The following is a 15,101-nucleotide window of genomic DNA, read 5'->3' as shown; positions in this document are numbered from 1 at the left end:
CCGGGGTCACGGGCCGCTGTTCTCCGGAATGGCGGTCTCCTGCTCCACCCACGCCAGATACTCCGCGCTGCCGCGCACCACGGCCGTAGCGATGATCTCGGGCGTCTCGTAATCGTGCGCGTCCTTGAGGTGCGCCTCCAGATCGGCGTACCGCACGCCCGCCGTCTTGAACACCACCTGCCACTCCTCGGCGGTCTCCGTCGCGCCCTCCCACCAGTAGACGGAGGCCACCGGCCCGATGACCTGCGCACAGGCGGCCAACCTCGCGTCGACGGCATCGCGCGCGAGCACCAGCGCCTTCTCGCGGCTGTCGGTCATGGTCAGTACGGTCAGCCATTCGGCCACGGTCACTCCCTGCTCTCCATTGCTCATCACGCCGCGAAAGCGAATTCCACCTCGGGCCGCCCCAGCTCGAACCAGAGCAGTTTCCCGCCGAGCCCGGCCCCGACGGAAAAACCACCCCAATTGTCGGCACAGAGCTGCACGAGCAGCAGCCCCCGCCCACCGGTGGAACCGTCCGGCTCCGGAACGAGCGGCAACAGCCCCGGCGGTTTGTGGAAGGGGGCGGGGATCACGGGATTGGTTGACCCGCAGCCGCCGCCCCTTGTCCATGGACCGCATGCGCAGGGAGGCGGGGCCGTCGGAGTGGCGATAGGAATTGGTGACCACCTCAGAGGTCAACAGCTCTGCGGTGTCGAGCAGTCCGCTCATGCCGTGCCCGGCGAGAACGGCCCGCAGAGTCATCCGCGCGACGCGCGCAGCCCGCGGATCGTGCGGCAGGTGAAGGGCGTACGCCCAGGGCTCGGGCGAGGATACGGTGGCCATGGAAATCCCCTATGGAAGGACGGAGTTGACCCCACTCACACGCGGCACCACGCGGTGGCAATGCCGCCCTGGTCGGGGCGGTGCGCTTCCGGGATCGCGACGCCTGACGGCGAGTGGCTTGCGTCACACCATAGAGCGCCCAATGAGATAGTTCTCATCGATTCAAAGGAATGCTTGCCAACCTGCCCCTTGTGGGTGACACGGCAGCATGCGTGCACACGAAGAGGGGAGCCTCATGACACCCAGCACCGCACCAACTCTGCGCCAGCGGCGTCTTGGTGCCGAGCTGCGCAAACTGCGCGAGCACGCCGGCCTGACCGCCACCGCGGCCGCCACTCTCCTCGGCGTCAACCAAGCGCGAATCAGCAGCATCGAAGCCGGTCGCTACGCCGTCAGCGCCGACCGGGTTCGCGCCTTCGCCAGCGCCTACTCATGCGGAGACGACCAACTCGTCGAGGCTCTCGCCGCCATGACCGGCGGCCGCAAGCGCGGCTGGTGGGACGAGTACCGGGAGTACCTTCCTGCCGTATTTGCCGACCTTGCGGAGCTGGAGTGCTACGCAACCGAGTTGAGAGTGGGGCTGGTGATCCACATTCCGGCGCTGCTCCAGACGCCGGACCACGCCCGCGCACTGTTCAACACCGTCACGCCACCCCTGCGACCGTACGAAATGGAACACCGCATCTCCCACCGCATCAAGCGCCAGGAGATCATCTATCGGGACCCTCCGGTTCCGTACACCGCGAACATCCACGAAGCCGCCCTTCGCATGGGGTTCGGCGGCCCCACAACGGCACGAGCCCAACTCAACCACCTCATCGCGATGAGCGAGCGCGACAACATCACCATCAGAGTGATCCCCTTTGGCGAAGCGACCTTCCCGGGCAACGGCCAGTCCATCGACTACGTCGCCGGCCCCGTGCCGCAGCTCGACACTGTGCAACTCGACGTACACCACGGCTGCGACTTCCTCGACGCCGAGGCCAAGCTGGTGAAGTACCGCTCAGTTCTGGACCGCATGCAGCACAGCGCTTTGAAGCCGTCTGCGTCCCGCGATTTCATCCACCGCATCGCACAGGACATTTGAGGTGGGAGCCACCATGTCGACACCGCACTGGCAGAAGTCCTCCTACAGCGGGGACAGCTCCAACTGCCTCGAAATACGCGCCGATCGGCAAGGCGTCAAGCTGCGCGAGAGCGACGACCCGGCGGTCGTCCTCACCGCCACCACGCAAAGTGTGCGCCAGCTCGTACTGGGCCTGAAGACCCACGGGTTCAGCCCCCGTTCCGCCGACGCCTGAAAGGGGCCCGGCATGCCGACCGCTAGCGTATGGCAGAAGTCCTCCTACTGCGCGGAGGGCAACGCCTGCGTCAACATCGCCTCCGCCCCCGACGGAACCGTCCTCCTGCGCGAGAGCGACAACCCGGCGGTCGTCCTCACCGCCACCACCGAAGAGCTCCGGCATCTCATACTCCGTCTGCGGCCAAACCCCTCAGAGCTGTGACGATTCGGAGACGGATCAGCTTGGAATCCGTCGCTGGCGTCAGCCGGTGTACGGGCGGAGGGACTTGGCGTCTCGTAGGGCGTGTGCCCACCAGGTGAGCTGGTTCAGCAGGGCCTTGGCGGCGGTGTTGGGGGCGGACGGGTCCTTGTGCTCACCGTCCTCGTCGAAGTGGGTCCGGGCCCCGTGGAAGCTGACGGTTTCGCGGATGGTGGTGGCGTGCATCTCGGCGAAGACCTGGCGCAGTTGCTCGACCGCGCGCAGGCCGCCCGACATGCCGCCGTAGGAGACGAAGCCGACGGGCTTGGCGTGCCATTCGCTGCCGGTCCAGTCGATGAGGTTCTTGAGGGAGGCGGGGAAGGAGTGGTTGTACTCGGGGGTGAGGACGACGAACGCGTCGGCGGCGTCGAGGCGGGGGGAGACCTGTGCCAGGACCGCTTTGACCTCGTCCGACGGGTTGAAGGAGAGGGCGGTCGGCAGGTCGATGCCGGCCAGGTCGATCACATCGATGTCGAGGTCGTCGTGCCCGGCGGTCCTGGCGAGGAACCAGTCGGTGATGACGGGGGCGAAGCGGCCCTCGCGATTGCTGGCGACGATGACGGCGACCCGCAGCGGGGCGGGGGCGTCGGAAGGGGCGTTGACCTGGGCGGATACGTGCGTCGTAATGTCCATGCGGCAAGACTGGTACCTCAACCATGGTTGAGGTCAAGCTGTACGCGCGGGGACATCTCCCGACTCGCGTGCCGCCTCTACGGTGGTCGCATGACCACACCTCCCGCATCCGCCGCTCCCCACATCGAGGTCGACGGCCGCAGGGCCACCACGGCGGACGACCTGCTCGTCCCGGCCCTGTACGGCGGTTACGCCCACTTCACCGCGATGCAGGTCAGAGACCGTGCCGTGCGCGGACTGCGCCTGCACCTGGCGCGACTCGACGCCGCCACCCGCGAGGTGTTCGGCGCCGGACTCGACGGGGAGCTGGTGCGCGAGCGGGTGCGGCACGCGCTCGACGGGGCCGGGGTGCACGACGCCGCGGTGCGCGTGTACGTGTTCTGGGCGCCCGAGGCAGAGGCGGCCACCCTCATGGTCACCGTCCGCCCGCCCGCCACCATGCCGCCGACGCCGCGGGCCCTGATGTCGGTCCCGTACGAGCGTCCCTTCCCGCACCTCAAACACCTGGGCAGCTTCGCCCAGACCCACTACGGCCGGCTCGCGCGGAACGCGGGCTTCGACGACGCGCTGCTGACCGGTCCGGGCGGGGTCGTCACGGAGGGTGCGATCACCAACATCGCCTTCTACGACGGCACTTCGGTCGTCTGGCCCGACGCGCCGTCGCTGCACGGCGTCACCATGGCCCTGCTCGAAGCCCGCCTCCCGGAGTACGGCCTGATGTCGGTGCGGGGCCCGGTGACGCTGGACGGTCTCGGCGCGTACCGGGCCGCGTTCGTCACGAACGCGCAGGGCATCGCCCCGGTGCGGCGTATCGACGACACGGAGTTCGCGGTCGACGAGGAACTGATGAAGACGGTCATGTCGGTGTACGAGGCGACGCCCTGGGACCGCGTCTGAGGCGGCCCCGGACACCCCAACCGTCACCCATTCGGTGCGCAGCGCGGGGTGGACTGTCCAGCCTGCCGCCGTCCGGGTGCTGACCTGGGTGAACGCGGCTCGGGCCCGGCGTGGCGCCTGGTGGCGGCGGGCCATCTGAGCCGGCTTCAGCAGGCGCCGGGCGCGTACGGCCACTTATCTCGGGAGGGAGTGCCGTACCGACGCTTCCGGGAGGATCACCATGCGCCCTGCTTTTCTGCTGACCGGTACCGCGCTGGCGGCCGCCGTGATCGGCCTCGGCGCAGGTCCGGCGTACGCCGAGAACGACACGCCGCAGCACACGCTGGAGGTGTATCCGGCGACCGCGGGCCCCGGCGCGGCCGTCACGGTGAACACCACCGCCTGCGGCTCCGACAGCGGTGGCACGGGCGACGCCAACTCCGTCGGGGCGGGCGACTTTCCGCTGCGGCCCGGCACCGACAAAGAGGTCGTCACCGGGCAGTTCACGCTTCCCCCGGACGCCCCGGACGGAACCCACGACATCGTTGTGACCTGCGACAACGGCGACACCGCCGAGGGAACCCTCACCGTGACCGCCGGTCCAACGTCCGAGTCGACCCATCCTGAGTCCACCCATCGCGAGACGACCCGCCACGACCCGGCCCACCACGACCCGGCCCACAAGCCCACGCACCCCACGGGCCACGTCAAGACCGGTGTCGGCGGGTCCGCGGGCTCCGACACCACCCAGATCGCGGCGGGCGTGGCCGTACTGGCCGCGACCGCCGTCGGCGGTACCTGGCTCCTGCGTCGCCGGGCGAGCGGCACACGGGAGCGCTGACGGGGGCCGGCCGCTGCCGCCCCGTACCCGTACCGCCGGAAGTTCCCGTGCCTCCGCCCTGGCCCCGAGCCGGGCGGGGGCACGCGGGGCGTACGCCCCCGGAACGGGACGGAACCGGCTGGACTGAAGGGGATCAACGATGACGGACCGGCGTACGAAGGGCGGGCTCGTCGCCATCGCCGTCTGCACCGGCCTCTGGCTGATCCAGAACGGCGCCGCGGGCCAGGACCCGCCCCGGCCGTCGTCCGCCGAGGCGTTCGCCGCCGGTTCCGAGCACGTCCCGAGGAGCACGGTGCCGCCGGTGCCACCGCTGCGGCCCTCCGAGCCCGTACGGATCCGGATACCCGCCGTACACGTGGACGCACCCGTCATGCGGCTCGGCCTCGCCCCCGACGGAAGTCTCGACGTACCGCCGGCCGGGAACCGCAACCTCGCCGGCTGGTACGAGGACGGCACCCCGCCCGGCGCCGAGGGCACGTCGGTCATCGCCGGGCATGTCGACAACGCGCGGGGCCCGGCGGTCTTCTACCACCTCGGCGCGCTGAAGAAGGGCCACACCATCGAGGTGGTGCGCAAGGACAGGCGTACCGCCGTCTTCACCCTCGATGCCGTCGAGGTGTACGACAGCGAGGACTTCCCGGAAGAGCGGGTGTACGCCGCCTCCGGGCAGGCGGAGCTGCGGGTGATCACCTGCGGCGGAACGTTCTCCGAGAGGACCGGCTACCGGGGGAACGTGGTGGCGTACGCGCACCTCACGGCGGTGCGCTGAGCGGCTGGGGCGAAGTTCGTCGCTGCCGGCGATTCCTGGTGTCCTCTCGGCGGACGACCGTCCGCTGCCCGCGTTATCGGCGCCCTGCACGTGTGCGTCTGTCGACTCCCGCATTGTCTCCATACACTGACGCGCATGGCATGCCGCATCAGTGAGCTGGTCATCGACGCCGCCGACCCCGACCGGCTCGCCGCATTCTGGAGCGAGGTCCTCGGCTACGTCGAACTCGGCCGGGAAGACGACGGAAGCATCGAGATCGGGCCGCCCGACGCCGGTTTCGGCGGCCCGCAGCCCACCCTCATCCTCAACCCCAGCAGCGCCCCGCGGACCGGGAAGCTCCGACTGCACATCGACGTCAACGCCACCGACCGCGACCAGGACGCCGAGCTGAAGCGGCTGCTCGCGCTCGGCGCCCGGCCCGCCGACGTCGGCCAGACCGGCACCGAGAACTGGCACGTCCTGGCCGACCCGGAAGGCAACGAATTCTGCCTGCTGCACACCCGGCTCCAGCCCCTCTGACCACGTGCGCACCTGCGTGCGTCTGCCTCCGCCTCCGCCTACGCCGGCCTACGTCCACTGATCGAAGGCCAGCTTCGCGACCAGCGAGAAGACGACCACCAGCAGCACCCCGCGCACGAACTCGCTGCCCTTGCTGAGCGCCATCCGCGCGCCCGCCATCGCGCCCGCCAGGTTGAAGAGCGCCATGAGGGCGGCGAGCTGCCACAGCACCGTTCCCTGGTAGGCGAACATCGCGAGCGCACCGGCATTGGTGCAGACATTGACGATCTTGGCGTTGGCGGAGGCGGTGACCAGGTCGAGGTGGAGCACGGCGGTCAGCGCCAGGACGAGGAACGTGCCGGTGCCCGGTCCGAAGAGGCCGTCGTAGAAGCCGATGCCGCCGCCGACCAGGACGATCGCGGTGACCGTACGGGCCCGGGTGACCGGCGTCTTCGTGTCGGCGGCGGCGCGGCCGAAGGAGGGCCGCAGGAGCACGAAGGCCGCGACGGCGAGCAGCACCACCATGATCACCGGACGTAGTACGTCGCTGCTGATCCCGGCGGCGAAGAACGCGCCGGTCATGGAGCCGACGAGGGCCGCGAGGCCGATCCGTACCGCCGTCCCGACCTTCACCGGCGCCTTGCGCAGGTACGTCACCGCGGCGCCCGAGGTGCCGACGATCGCCACCGCCTTGTTGGTACCGAGGATGTGCGCGGCGGGCACGTGCGGCAGGCCCAGCAGCAGCGCCGGCAGGAGCAGCAGCCCTCCACCGCCCACCACCGCGTCGATCCATCCGGCCGCGGCGGCGGCGATGCACAGGACAACGAGCGCGGTCAGCGATATGTCGGGCATGATCGCGACCCTAGGGAGGGGATGGGTGTGGCGTCCATCGATCCCTGGAGAGTTGAGCGACATCTGAGGTTCCGGCGGCCGGCACCAGACCGGCTGAAGCACCCCCGGCCGGACAGGACCCGCAGCGCGGCCCCGGCCCCGGCCCCTCACAGCGCGGTACGCGTGACGCTGAGCGCAGTGTTCCCCGCGGGAAACAGACGGGATGCGGTCGGGTAACACCGCCCCCGCACGCTGCAGTCATGAGCAAGGACATCGTGGTGATCGGCGGCGGGACGGCGGGTGCCCGGCTGGCCCGGCAACTGACCCGCCGGACCACACCGGCGGCCGCGTCGTCGGTGCGGACGACGCCGGTGGCGACGCCGGCCGTCACCGTCATAGGTGAGGAGGAGCACGCGCCGTACAACAGGGTGCTGCTTGCCGAGGTCCTCGCCGGCCGTTACGGCCCCGAGGTCATCGCGCAGCCGCAGACGCCCGTGCGGCGCGGGGTGCGGGTGGTCCGTATCGACCGTGTCGAGCGGGTGGTGCAGTGCGACGACGGAAGCGTCGTCCCGTACGGCACGCTGGTCCTCGCGACCGGCTCCAACCCGGTCCTGCCGCCGCTGCGCGGCCTCGGCGCCGACCTCCCCGACGGCGTTCACCCCTTCCGCACGCTGGACGACTGCCTGGCACTGGCAGCCGCCGTACGCGAAGGCACCCGCGCCGTCGTCATCGGCGGCGGCCTCCTCGGCGTCTCGGCGGCCCGCGCGCTCGCGGAACGCGGCGCTCAGGTCGTGCTGGCCCAGCAGGGCGAATACCTCATGCAGCGCCAGCTCGACGCGGAGGCCGGCGAGTTGCTGCGCGGTCACCTGGAGACGCTCGGTGTCGAGGTCCACACGGAGTGCCGGGTACGTGGCCTGCGCTGCGAGGCCGGGGAGGGGGCCGCCGGGACCGTGCGGGCCGTCGAGCTCGCCGACGGCTACGCTCTCGACGCGGACCTGGTCGTCCTGGCCTGCGGTGTACGCCCCCGAGTCGGCCTCGCGCAGGCGGCGGGCCTGGAGGTGCGCCACGGCATCGTCGTGGACGACGAGCTGCGCACCTCGGACCCGCACATCCGCGCCATCGGTGACTGCGCCGAGCACAACGGCCGCGTATACGGTCTGGCGGGCCCCGCCCTGGAACAGGCCGACACCCTGGCGGCACTGCTGCTCACCCCGCCGCCGGCCGCCGCACTCGCAGGCCCGCCGTCGAGTCACGCCGACGCCACCGAAGCCGAGGCCGCCGCGGCTGCGGTGTCCGCCGGGCTCGTAGCGGCGGTCACCGGTCCCGCGAGTGCTTCCCTGCCCCGCTACACCGGCACCCGCGCCCTCACCCGTCTCACCCTCAACAGCCGCGGCACCGGCGTCGGCGCCGGGCCGCTCGACCTCGCCGCCTTCGGCGAGACCAATCCGCTCCCCGGCGACGACGTCGTCCGCCTCGCCGACGCCACCCGTGGCGCGTACCGCAAGGTCGTCGTGCGCGGGGACCGGCTGATCGGCGGCATCCTGCTGGGCGATCTCGGCGCCGTCGGCGAACTTGCCCGTACCTGGGAGGGCGACGAGCCGCTCCCCTCCACCCCGTTGTTCCACCTGCTTGGAGGCGCCTGAGATGTCCACACCACCCACGATCGTGGTCGTCGGCCACGGCATGGTCGGCCAGCGCTTCCTGGAGGCTCTCGCCGAGCGGGGCGTGACCGAGAAGGCGCGTGTCGTCGTCCTGTGCGAGGAGCCCCGGCCGGCGTACGACCGCGTGCAGCTGACCTCGTACTTCTCGGGCCGCACCCCGGACGAACTCGCTCTCGGCGAGCCCGGCTTCATGGAGCGGCACGGCATCGAGCTGCACCTCGACGACCCGGCGACGGCCATCGACCGCGAGGCGCGCACGGTCACTTCGCGCGCCGGCCGGACCTTCGCGTACGACGCGCTGGTGCTCGCCACGGGTTCGTATCCCTTCGTACCACCCGTTCCCGGGAAGGACGCGGAAGGCTGCTTCGTCTACCGCACCATTGAGGACCTCCTCGCGATCGAGGCGTACGCGAAAACAGCGCGTACGGGAGCGGTCGTGGGCGGCGGACTGCTCGGTCTGGAGGCGGCGGGCGCGCTGAGCGGTCTCGGACTCGCCACGCACGTCGTGGAGTTCGCGCCCCGCCTCATGCCCGTCCAGGTCGACGAGGGCGGCGGCGCGGCTCTGCTCCGTACGATCGAGGGCATGGGGCTGACGGTCCACACGGGCGTCGGCACGCAGGCCGTCACCACGGACGACGCCGGCGCGGTCAACGGCATGTCCCTGTCGGACGGGTCGACGATCGAAACCGACCTTGTCGTGTTCTCGGCCGGCGTACGGCCGCGCGACCAGCTCGCCCGCGACTGCGGTCTGCCGGTCGGCGAGCGGGGCGGCATCGCCGTCGACGAGCAGTGCCGTACGTCCGACCCCGCCGTCTTCGCGATAGGTGAGTGCGCCCTGGCGTCGGACGGCCGGGTGTACGGGCTCGTGGCGCCCGGTTACGAGATGGCGGAGACGGCCGCCGAAGCGATCACCGGGACGCTCGCGGGAGCGTTCGCGGGAACGGCCGAAAGCGCGAACCGGGCGTTCACCGGTGCGGACATGTCCACCAAGCTGAAGCTCCTCGGTGTGGACGTGGCGTCCTTCGGTGACGCGCACGGCCACGCGGAGGGCTGCCTGGACGTCACGTACTCCGACTCCCGTTCCGGCGTCTACAAGAAGCTGGTGGTGAGCCCGGACGGCACGCTGCTCGGCGGTGTACTGGTGGGCGACGCCGACGCGTACGCGATGCTGCGACCGCTCACCGGTTCCGTACCGCCCGTCGCACCGGAACAGCTGATCGCACCGGCCGGTGGCGGCCAGGTCACCCTCGGCCCGTCCGCCCTCCCCGACGACGCGGTGGTCTGCAACTGCCACAACGTCACCAAGGGTCAGGTGACCGCCTGCTCCACGCTCCCCGAGGTGAAGAAGTGCACCAAGGCGGGGACGGGCTGCGGAAGCTGCGTGAAGCTGATCGGCCAGCTCCTTCCGCAGTCGGGCGACAAGGGCCTGTGCGGCTGCTTCCCGCACACGCGCTCCGAGCTGTACGAGATCGTCCGCACCCTGCGCATCACGTCGTACGCCGCGCTCCTCGACTCGCACGGCCGTGAGGAGGCCCGCGGCGGCGACGGCTGCGAGGTCTGCAAGCCGACGGTCGGCTCGATCCTCGCCAGCCTGAGCAGCGGCTACATCCTCGACGGTGAACAGGCCGCCCTCCAGGACACCAACGACCACTTCCTCGCCAACATGCAGCGCAACGGTTCGTACTCGATCGTGCCGCGCATACCGGGCGGCGAGGTCACCCCCGAGAAACTGATCGTCATCGGCGAGGTGGCCCGCGACTTCGGGCTCTACACGAAGATCACCGGTGGCCAGCGCATCGACCTTTTCGGCGCCCGCGTCGACCAGCTCCCGCTGATCTGGACGCGCCTGGTGGACGCCGGCTTCGAGTCGGGCCACGCCTACGGCAAGGCCCTGCGGACGGTGAAGTCCTGTGTCGGACAGACGTGGTGCCGGTACGGCGTCCAGGACAGCGTCCGGATGGCCATCGACCTGGAGCTCCGCTACCGGGGCCTGCGCGCGCCGCACAAGCTGAAGTCGGCGGTCTCGGGATGCGCGCGGGAGTGCGCCGAGGCACAGTCCAAGGACTTCGGTGTCATCGCCACGGCGAACGGCTGGAACCTCTACGTCGGCGGCAACGGCGGCGCGACCCCCCGGCACGCCGATCTCCTCGCCCAGGACCTGTCGGACGCGGAACTCGTGCGGCTCATCGACCGGTTCCTGATGTTCTACATCCGCACCGCCGACCGCCTGGAGCGCACGTCCACCTGGCTGGAGCGGCTGGAGGGCGGCCTGGACCACCTCCGCGACGTAGTCGTCCACGACTCGCTGGGCATCTGCGAGCAGCTCGAAGCCATGATGGCCACCCACGTCTCCGGCTACCGCGACGAATGGGCCGAGACCATCAACGACCCCGAGCGGCTGTCCCGGTTCGTTTCGTTCGTCAACGCTCCCGACGCGCCGGACCCGTCCGTACGGTTCGTTCCCGAGCGCGACCAGATGAAGCCGGACCTGACCGTTCTCACCCTCGAAGGGACCCGTGCCGGATGACCCTGCAACTGCGCATCGACGACTCCTGGTTCACCGCCTGCGATCTGTCCGCCCTCACACCCGGGCGCGGTGTGGCGGCCCTGCTCCCCGACGGCCGCCAGGCGGCGCTGTTCACGGACCGCGCGGGGCGCCCGTACGCCATCGACAACCGTGACCCGTTCTCCGGCGCCCAGGTGCTCTCCCGTGGTCTGACCGGAACCGCGAACGGCCGTCCCTTCGTTGCGTCGCCGCTCCTCAAGCAGCGCTTCGACCTGGAAACGGGGCACTGTCTGGACGACGAGACGGTCACGGTGCAGACGTTCGCGGTACGCGTCGGAGCTAATTGACCAATCGTTCCAGAACGGCTAGCGTTCCGGACGTGGCCCGGACCAAGGAATTCGACCCCGACGCCGCACTGCAGGCAGCTCTGGAGCTGTTCTGGCGGCGCGGTTACGAAGCGACGACCATGGCGGACCTCGTCGACCACCTCGGCATCGGGCGCGCCAGCATCTACGCCACGTTCGGCAACAAGCACGAGCTCTACCTGAAGGCGCTCGACCGGTACGCCGACACCCGCAACCCGCGCCTGCTCGGCGAGCTCTCCCAGCCGGGCCCCGCACTGCCGGCCGTGCGCGCGGTGCTGCGGCGGTTCGCCGCCGAGGCGGCCTCCGACAAGGAACGGCTGACCGGCTGCTTCGTCACCAACACGGCCGCCGAGCTGGCCCCACACGACGACTCGGCGGCCCGCCGGGTGGAGGTCAACTGGGAGCACCTGGAGACCCTGCTGCACTCCGCGCTCGTACGGGCCCAGGCGCAGGGCGAGCTGCCCGAGGACCGTGATCCGCGGGCGCTCGCCCGCATGCTGCTCGTGCTGATGCAGGGCCTGCGGGTCGTCGGCAAGGCCTCCAGCGACCCGGCCCGCGTGCGGGACGCGGCCGAACAGGCACTGACGCTTCTCGACTGACCGGCCCAACGACACCACTGACCACTTTGAAGGCGCCCTCAGGGCGTCTCTTTTACGCCCGAATAACAGAACGATCGTTCAAGTAAAGGACGAACCTCATGACTGCTCGCTTCTCCGGCAAGACCGCCCTCGTCACCGGCGCTGGCTCCGGCCTCGGTCGCGCCATCGCTCTCGCGCTCGCCGCCGAGGGCGCGAACGTCGTCGTAGCGGGACGCCGCGCCGCGCCCCTCGACGAGACGGTCGCCCTGGCAGGGCAGGCGGGCGGCACCGGCACCACGGTCGCGGTCACCGCCGACGTCAGCCGTTCCGAGGACGTGAGGGCGCTCGTTCGCGAGAGCGTCGAGCGCTTCGGCAGCCTCGACGTCGCGGTGAACAACGCCGGCGTGTTCCGGGGAGGCGGCCCCGTCGCCGAGCTGTCCGAGAGCGACTGGCGCACGCTCCTCGACATCAACGTCACGGGCGTACTGCTGTCCATGCAGGCCGAGATCGACGCGATGCGCTCCCAGGAGGACGGCGGCGTGATCGTCAACATCTCCTCCAACCTCGGCGCGCACCGGCGCATCCCCGGCGCCGCCGGCTACATCGCCTCCAAGGCCGCCGTATCCGCCCTCACCCGCGCAGCCGCCATCGACCACATCCAGGACGGCGTCCGGATCAACGCGGTCAGCCCCGGCGCCTCCGCCACCACCATGTCGCTGCGCCCCGGCGAGAGCGACGCCGAGCGAGCCGTCCGCATGAAGGACGAGTCTCCGCTCGGCCGGATATCGACGACCGGTGAGGTTGCCGCCGCCGTGCTGTATCTGGCTTCCGCCGACGCCGCGTCCGTCGTCGGAAGTGAACTGGTCATCGACGGAGGCGCCTCCGCCTGACGCGTTGTCCGGTCGTACGCTGACCCCATGACGACTGGCTGGAAAGCGAGCGACATCCCCGACCAGAGCGGTCGTACGGCCGTGGTCACCGGGGCCAACAGCGGCACCGGACTCGTCACGGCGCGCGAACTCGCCCGCCGCGGCGCGCGGGTGGTTCTCGCGTGCCGCAGCGAGCAACGCGGCAAAGAGGCCGCAGCGCGGATCACCCGCGAACTGCCCGAAGCACTGGTCGTTTTCACGCCACTCGACCTGGCCGACCTGTCCTCCATACGGGACTTCGCGAGTTCGTACGCGTACGACCGCCTCGACCTGCTCATCAACAGCGAGCGCGGGTACCGGCGCTGGATCGCCTACGGCCGGTCCAAGACCGCCCACCTGCTCTTCACCCACGAGCTGGCCGGGCGGCTCGCCACGGCAGGCTCCGACGTCATCGCGGCAGCGGCCCACCCCGGCTACGCCGGCACCAACCTCCCGACTCGTTCACGGGGCCGAAGTTCCAGGGCTGGCGGGGCGCGCCCACGAAGTCGTGGCGCGCGACGTGGACGACAAACGATGTGGCGAGCGAACGGCTGTGGGTGGCTTCGGAGCAGCTCACGGGCGTGACGTACGAGGGCCTCACCTCATGAGGCCCTCCTCGTCACTTCGCCTGCCGCTCCTCCTGCTCCTGCTGCTCCTGCCGCCCGGTGTCAGCCCTGCTGACCCTCGACGGCCGACGGGTCCATCCAGATGACCTCCCACGTGTGACCGTCGGGGTCCTGGAAGGAACGGCCGTACATGAAGCCGTGGTCCTGGGGCTCGTTCGCGGGGGAACCGCCGGACGCGAGGGCGGTGTCCGCCATCTCGTCGACCTTCTCCCGGCTCTCGGCGCTGAGGGCGAGCAGCACCTCTGTGGTCCTGCTCGTGTCGGCGATCTCCTTCTTGGTGAACTCCTTGAAGCGCGGCTCGGTGAGCAGCATGGCGAAGATGGTGTCGCTGATCACCAGACAGGCCGTCTTGTCGTCGCTGAACTGCGGGTTGAACGAGAACCCGAGCTTGCCGAAGAAGGCCTTCGTGGTGTCGAGGTCCTTGACCGGCAGGTTCACAAAGATCATCTGAGGCATGAGCTGTGTCTCTCTTCTGTCGTCTCTCGTCGTTGCCATGCGCAGGGGTAGACCCGGAGGCCACACGAAACTCATCGCTCGAACAGAAAATCGCAGAAAGTTTCCGTCTTGCGGGTGCGCCACGCCCGTCCTAGCGTCGGCGCCATGACCAGCTCCGCCGGTTCGGCCGGTTCCGCCGGCAAGAAGATCACCGAGAAGCTGTCGGCCGATGCGCTGAAGGCGTCCACCGGCCGGGACTGGGACGCCTGGTTCGCGCTCCTCGACGCGTGGGGCGCCACCGGGCGCGGCCACACGGAGATCGCCCGCCACCTCACCGAAGATCTCGCGGTGGACGGCTGGTACGCCCAGTCGATCACGGTCGGGTACGAACAGGAACGCGGCCTGCGCCAGGTCGGCCAGTCCTCGGCCGGTGACTGGCAGACGAGCGGCAGCAGAACGGTCGAAGCGCCGGTCGCGCGCTGCGAGGCCGCCTTCACCGATGAGGATGTACGCCGCCGATGGCTTCCCGGCAGCGAGTTCTCGCTGCGTACGCACCGCGCGGGCAAGACCCTGTCCGCCGACTGCGCGAGCGGCCGGCTCTCCGTCTACTTCACGCCGAAGGGCGAGTCGAAGACGCAGGTGTCACTCGTCCACACCAAGCTCGCGGACGCGGCGGAAGTGGCGGCGTACAAGGCCTTCTGGAAGGAGCGTCTGGCCGCGCTCAAGGAGCTTGTGGAGAGCTGAACGTTCCCCGGAACGCCCGCGGGCTCAGCCCCGGAGTTCCTCCGCCGCGTCCGCGACCCGCCCGATCAGGCGCAGCAGCGTCTCCTGCTCCCCCTCGTCGAGGGGGGCGAGGAACACCCGGTTCATCCGCGTCGTCCGGGTGACCAGCTTGCGGTGCACCGCCGCGCCCTCGTCCGTGAGCTTGAGTACGTTGCGCCGGCCGTCGTGCGGGTCGCGCACCCGCTCCAGCAGACCGCGCCTGCCGAGGCGCGCCACCAGGTCCGCGATGGTCGAGCGGTCGAGGTGGACATGTTCGCTCAGGGTGCGCTGGTCGATGTCCGGTTTCTCGGTCAGCGCGTTGAGGACGGCGAACTGCGGCGATGTCGTCTCCTCCGAGACCATCGTGGTCCACAGCAGGGTGTGCGCCTGTTGCAGCCGCCGGGCGAGATGCCCCGGGTGGGTGCTCAGATCGACCGCGGTCATGC

General features: G+C 70.3%; 19 protein-coding genes and 1 pseudogene. 14 read left to right on the top strand and 6 right to left on the bottom strand.

Features of this window, described 5'->3' with window-relative positions; translation table 11 throughout:
- Positions 1-6 precede the first annotated feature (6 nt).
- On the bottom strand, positions 7-372 hold the full coding sequence (cutA, locus tag G412_RS0119580) for a divalent-cation tolerance protein CutA (RefSeq protein WP_167546475.1): 366 nt from the start codon (positions 370-372) through the stop codon (positions 7-9).
- A complete protein-coding gene (locus G412_RS41645) occupies positions 372-575 on the bottom strand; it encodes an ATP-binding protein (RefSeq protein ID WP_341860594.1) in 204 nt (67 codons plus the stop codon). Before G412_RS41645 ends, cutA begins: the two co-directional genes overlap by 1 nt.
- 485 nt (positions 576-1,060) lie before the next feature.
- Between G412_RS41645 and G412_RS0119570 the strand changes: the two genes are divergently transcribed.
- From G412_RS0119570 to G412_RS0119560, 3 genes are read left to right on the top strand one after another with little or no spacing between them, the layout of a single operon-like run.
- Positions 1,061-1,912 carry a DUF5753 domain-containing protein gene (locus G412_RS0119570; RefSeq protein ID WP_028813558.1) on the top strand — a complete coding sequence of 284 codons (852 nt, stop codon included), beginning with the start codon at positions 1,061-1,063 and terminating at the stop codon, positions 1,910-1,912.
- Between the two features lie 13 nt (positions 1,913-1,925).
- On the top strand, positions 1,926-2,126 hold the full coding sequence (locus G412_RS0119565) for a DUF397 domain-containing protein (protein ID WP_028813557.1): 201 nt from the start codon (positions 1,926-1,928) through the stop codon (positions 2,124-2,126).
- A 12-nt stretch (positions 2,127-2,138) separates the two neighbouring features.
- The gene (locus tag G412_RS0119560; protein WP_028813556.1) at positions 2,139-2,330 is read left to right on the top strand and encodes a DUF397 domain-containing protein; all 192 of its coding nucleotides are present in this window, start codon (positions 2,139-2,141) and stop codon (positions 2,328-2,330) included.
- A 39-nt stretch (positions 2,331-2,369) separates the two neighbouring features.
- Here the strand turns inward: G412_RS0119560 and G412_RS0119555 are convergent, their stop codons facing one another.
- Positions 2,370-2,999, bottom strand: coding sequence for an NADPH-dependent FMN reductase (locus tag G412_RS0119555; protein WP_028813555.1), 630 nt, complete (start codon positions 2,997-2,999; stop codon positions 2,370-2,372).
- Between the two features lie 90 nt (positions 3,000-3,089).
- Here G412_RS0119555 and G412_RS0119550 point away from each other — a divergent pair, with 90 nt between their 5' ends.
- From G412_RS0119550 to G412_RS0119535, 4 genes are all read left to right on the top strand, one after another.
- Positions 3,090-3,896, top strand: a complete 807-nt coding sequence (locus G412_RS0119550; RefSeq protein WP_028813554.1) for an aminotransferase class IV family protein — start codon at positions 3,090-3,092, stop codon at positions 3,894-3,896.
- A gap of 220 nt (positions 3,897-4,116) precedes the next feature.
- Positions 4,117-4,716, top strand: coding sequence for a hypothetical protein (locus tag G412_RS0119545; protein ID WP_028813553.1), 600 nt, complete (start codon positions 4,117-4,119; stop codon positions 4,714-4,716).
- 139 nt (positions 4,717-4,855) lie between these two features.
- Positions 4,856-5,485, top strand: coding sequence for a class F sortase (locus tag G412_RS0119540; protein WP_028813552.1), 630 nt, complete (start codon positions 4,856-4,858; stop codon positions 5,483-5,485).
- A 135-nt stretch (positions 5,486-5,620) separates the two neighbouring features.
- Positions 5,621-6,004: a VOC family protein gene (locus tag G412_RS0119535; protein ID WP_028813551.1), complete on the top strand. Its 384-nt coding sequence runs from the start codon at positions 5,621-5,623 to the stop codon at positions 6,002-6,004.
- Between the two features lie 48 nt (positions 6,005-6,052).
- On the opposite strand, the gene G412_RS0119530 is transcribed toward G412_RS0119535, so the two are convergent.
- Positions 6,053-6,835, bottom strand: coding sequence for a sulfite exporter TauE/SafE family protein (locus G412_RS0119530; protein WP_028813550.1), 783 nt, complete (start codon positions 6,833-6,835; stop codon positions 6,053-6,055).
- Positions 6,836-7,074: 239 nt separating this feature from the next.
- Here G412_RS0119530 and G412_RS0119525 point away from each other — a divergent pair, with 239 nt between their 5' ends.
- From G412_RS0119525 to G412_RS35210, 6 genes and pseudogenes are all read left to right on the top strand, one after another.
- A complete protein-coding gene (locus G412_RS0119525; protein WP_028813549.1) occupies positions 7,075-8,457 on the top strand; it encodes an NAD(P)/FAD-dependent oxidoreductase in 1,383 nt (460 codons plus the stop codon).
- A gap of 1 nt (position 8,458) precedes the next feature.
- Positions 8,459-11,002: a nitrite reductase large subunit NirB gene (gene nirB, locus G412_RS0119520; protein ID WP_028813548.1), complete on the top strand. Its 2,544-nt coding sequence runs from the start codon at positions 8,459-8,461 to the stop codon at positions 11,000-11,002.
- Positions 10,999-11,328 carry a nitrite reductase small subunit NirD gene (nirD, locus tag G412_RS0119515; RefSeq protein ID WP_028813547.1) on the top strand — a complete coding sequence of 110 codons (330 nt, stop codon included), beginning with the start codon at positions 10,999-11,001 and terminating at the stop codon, positions 11,326-11,328. The genes nirB and nirD overlap by 4 nt, the downstream gene beginning before the upstream one ends.
- A gap of 32 nt (positions 11,329-11,360) precedes the next feature.
- Positions 11,361-11,945, top strand: coding sequence for a TetR/AcrR family transcriptional regulator (locus G412_RS0119510; protein WP_028813546.1), 585 nt, complete (start codon positions 11,361-11,363; stop codon positions 11,943-11,945).
- A gap of 98 nt (positions 11,946-12,043) precedes the next feature.
- Complete coding sequence (locus tag G412_RS0119505) at positions 12,044-12,814, top strand: SDR family NAD(P)-dependent oxidoreductase (protein WP_028813545.1); 771 nt, start codon at positions 12,044-12,046, stop codon at positions 12,812-12,814.
- Between the two features lie 27 nt (positions 12,815-12,841).
- Positions 12,842-13,440 (top strand): annotated as a pseudogene (locus G412_RS35210) (SDR family NAD(P)-dependent oxidoreductase).
- A gap of 60 nt (positions 13,441-13,500) precedes the next feature.
- On the opposite strand, the gene G412_RS0119495 reads toward G412_RS35210, so the two are convergent.
- A complete protein-coding gene (locus G412_RS0119495) occupies positions 13,501-13,914 on the bottom strand; it encodes a VOC family protein (RefSeq protein ID WP_028813544.1) in 414 nt (137 codons plus the stop codon).
- 144 nt (positions 13,915-14,058) lie between these two features.
- Between G412_RS0119495 and G412_RS0119490 the strand changes: the two genes are divergently transcribed.
- The gene (locus tag G412_RS0119490; RefSeq protein ID WP_051338478.1) at positions 14,059-14,637 is read left to right on the top strand and encodes an SRPBCC family protein; all 579 of its coding nucleotides are present in this window, start codon (positions 14,059-14,061) and stop codon (positions 14,635-14,637) included.
- 24 nt (positions 14,638-14,661) lie between these two features.
- Here G412_RS0119490 and G412_RS0119485 read toward each other — a convergent pair whose 3' ends face one another.
- The gene (locus G412_RS0119485) at positions 14,662-15,099 is read right to left on the bottom strand and encodes a MarR family winged helix-turn-helix transcriptional regulator (protein WP_028813542.1); all 438 of its coding nucleotides are present in this window, start codon (positions 15,097-15,099) and stop codon (positions 14,662-14,664) included.
- Positions 15,100-15,101: the final 2 nt, after the last annotated feature.

Origin of the sequence: Streptomyces flavidovirens DSM 40150 (genome assembly GCF_000429085.1) — a bacterium.
Taxonomy (GTDB): Bacteria; Actinomycetota; Actinomycetes; order Streptomycetales; family Streptomycetaceae; genus Streptomyces; species Streptomyces flavidovirens.
The sequence above is the reverse complement of the archived record's forward strand: the minus strand, read 5'-3'. Positions and strand labels throughout refer to the sequence as shown.

What these genes read in the sequence shown, in the direction of transcription:
- cutA (WP_167546475.1), bottom strand. Translation starts at nt 372, where the DNA reads ATGAGCAATGGAGAGCAGGGAGTGACCGTGGCCGAATGGCTGACCGTA.
- G412_RS0119570 (WP_028813558.1), top strand. Translation starts at nt 1,061, where the DNA reads ATGACACCCAGCACCGCACCAACTCTGCGCCAGCGGCGTCTTGGTGCC.
- G412_RS0119565 (WP_028813557.1), top strand. Translation starts at nt 1,926, where the DNA reads ATGTCGACACCGCACTGGCAGAAGTCCTCCTACAGCGGGGACAGCTCC.
- G412_RS0119560 (WP_028813556.1), top strand. Translation starts at nt 2,139, where the DNA reads ATGCCGACCGCTAGCGTATGGCAGAAGTCCTCCTACTGCGCGGAGGGC.
- G412_RS0119555 (WP_028813555.1), bottom strand. Translation starts at nt 2,999, where the DNA reads ATGGACATTACGACGCACGTATCCGCCCAGGTCAACGCCCCTTCCGAC.
- G412_RS0119550 (WP_028813554.1), top strand. Translation starts at nt 3,090, where the DNA reads ATGACCACACCTCCCGCATCCGCCGCTCCCCACATCGAGGTCGACGGC.
- G412_RS0119545 (WP_028813553.1), top strand. Translation starts at nt 4,117, where the DNA reads ATGCGCCCTGCTTTTCTGCTGACCGGTACCGCGCTGGCGGCCGCCGTG.
- G412_RS0119540 (WP_028813552.1), top strand. Translation starts at nt 4,856, where the DNA reads ATGACGGACCGGCGTACGAAGGGCGGGCTCGTCGCCATCGCCGTCTGC.
- G412_RS0119535 (WP_028813551.1), top strand. Translation starts at nt 5,621, where the DNA reads ATGGCATGCCGCATCAGTGAGCTGGTCATCGACGCCGCCGACCCCGAC.
- G412_RS0119530 (WP_028813550.1), bottom strand. Translation starts at nt 6,835, where the DNA reads ATGCCCGACATATCGCTGACCGCGCTCGTTGTCCTGTGCATCGCCGCC.
- G412_RS0119525 (WP_028813549.1), top strand. Translation starts at nt 7,075, where the DNA reads ATGAGCAAGGACATCGTGGTGATCGGCGGCGGGACGGCGGGTGCCCGG.
- nirB (WP_028813548.1), top strand. Translation starts at nt 8,459, where the DNA reads ATGTCCACACCACCCACGATCGTGGTCGTCGGCCACGGCATGGTCGGC.
- nirD (WP_028813547.1), top strand. Translation starts at nt 10,999, where the DNA reads ATGACCCTGCAACTGCGCATCGACGACTCCTGGTTCACCGCCTGCGAT.
- G412_RS0119505 (WP_028813545.1), top strand. Translation starts at nt 12,044, where the DNA reads ATGACTGCTCGCTTCTCCGGCAAGACCGCCCTCGTCACCGGCGCTGGC.
- G412_RS0119495 (WP_028813544.1), bottom strand. Translation starts at nt 13,914, where the DNA reads ATGCCTCAGATGATCTTTGTGAACCTGCCGGTCAAGGACCTCGACACC.
- G412_RS0119490 (WP_051338478.1), top strand. Translation starts at nt 14,059, where the DNA reads ATGACCAGCTCCGCCGGTTCGGCCGGTTCCGCCGGCAAGAAGATCACC.
- G412_RS0119485 (WP_028813542.1), bottom strand. Translation starts at nt 15,099, where the DNA reads ATGACCGCGGTCGATCTGAGCACCCACCCGGGGCATCTCGCCCGGCGG.